General features: G+C 49.0%; 1 protein-coding gene. It reads right to left on the bottom strand.

All coding sequences use genetic code 11. From position 1 onward, the window contains the following. Positions 1 to 180: 180 nt before the first annotated feature. On the bottom strand, positions 181 to 1,428 hold the full coding sequence (locus tag FYJ80_RS11585; protein ID WP_154427058.1) for an IS256 family transposase: 1,248 nt from the start codon (positions 1,426 to 1,428) through the stop codon (positions 181 to 183). Positions 1,429 to 1,502 lie beyond the last annotated feature (74 nt).

Raw genomic sequence — 1,502 nt, forward strand, 5'->3', positions numbered from 1 at the left:
GGGAGTGTAATTCATTTTGTGGACATTTCCTCTTAGCTAGGCAGAAGAAGAAAAATAATCTGTAGCTGAGGTGGCAGACTGCTACCTTTTCCAGCTATCAGAATTCTAGATGCATATAAAGGTGCTGTCAACAAATACTGTAGGCAGTACCTTTCATCCTAATCGATATAGTTCTTGGAATCAGATGAAATCCTCATCGCTTATCCTGTCCGGAAACGAAATCATCAGCTGGGAGATAATAAGGCCCCAGTTGTGTGGCTTTCCATACCATTTCGCCGTTATATCCTTCATTGCAAGGAACAGGATCTTGAACAGTGAGTCATCGGTGGGGAACACCGTCCTTGTCTTGGTGACCTTCCTCAGCTGCCGGTTGAACCCCTCTATGGCATTGGTGGTGTAGATGAGCTTTCTTATCTCATAAGGGTACCGGAAGAACGTGGCAAGCTCGTTCCAGTTGTCCCTCCAGCTCTTCACCGCGGCGGAATACTTTCTCCCCCATTTCGAGTCGAATGCATCAAGCTGCTCCCATGCCTCATCCTGTGTATTCGCCTTGTAAATCTTCTTTAAGTCGGCGACAAAGCCTTTCATATCCTTGGAGACTACGAAGCGCGTGGAGGAGCGGATCTGGTGTATTATGCACCTTTGGACATCAGTCTGGGGGTAGACGGTGGCAATGGCATCGCAGAAGCCCGACAACCCGTCGACACAGCATACGAGTATGTCCTTCACTCCTCTGGATTTAAGGTCGTTTAGGACACCGAGCCAGTACTTCGCGCTCTCATTGCCTCCTATGTACATGCCCATCACTTCCTTCATGCCGTCGATACGGATGCCTATTGCGATGTACACCGCCTTCTTGACGACCTGCCCCTCTTCCCTCACATGGTAGTGGATGGCATCCAGGAACATCACCACGTACTTGCCTTCCAACGGCCTTGCCTGCCATGCCTTGGCTTCCGGAAGCACCCTGTCGGTTATCTTGCCGATCATCTCGGCAGAGGCCTCTATGCCATAGATGTCCTCAAGATGGGATGAGATGTCCCTTGTCGTCATGCCCTTTGCATACATGGAGATGACCTTGCCCTCTATGTCCGATACATCCCTCTGATGCTTCTTCACTATCTGCGGCTCAAATGTACTGTTCCTGTCCCGAGGAACATCGATGTCCATGTCTCCAAACGATGCAGTGACCCTCTTGCTGCTATGTCCGTTGCGACTGTTGGATCCGCTTTCTCCGCTATGCTCGTACTTTTCATAGCCGAGATGGTCATCTAGTTCGCCCTCCAGCATCTCCTGCAGCATTGGAGAGAACATATCCTTGAACATGTCCTCGATGTCTTTGACGCTCTTGAGATCAAACTCATCAATGAGCTTTGAGATCAGCTCCTTCCTTTCCGGGCTCAGCTGTTTTTTCGGCTTCTTTGCCATATTGAAACTCCTATGCCTTCTTCTTTTCTAGCATAAGAGATTCTTCAAATGTCCACAAACTTTTTTACAGTCTC

Origin of the sequence: Bullifex porci (assembly GCF_009695635.1) — a bacterium.
Classification (GTDB): Bacteria; Spirochaetota; Spirochaetia; order Sphaerochaetales; family Sphaerochaetaceae; genus Bullifex; species Bullifex porci.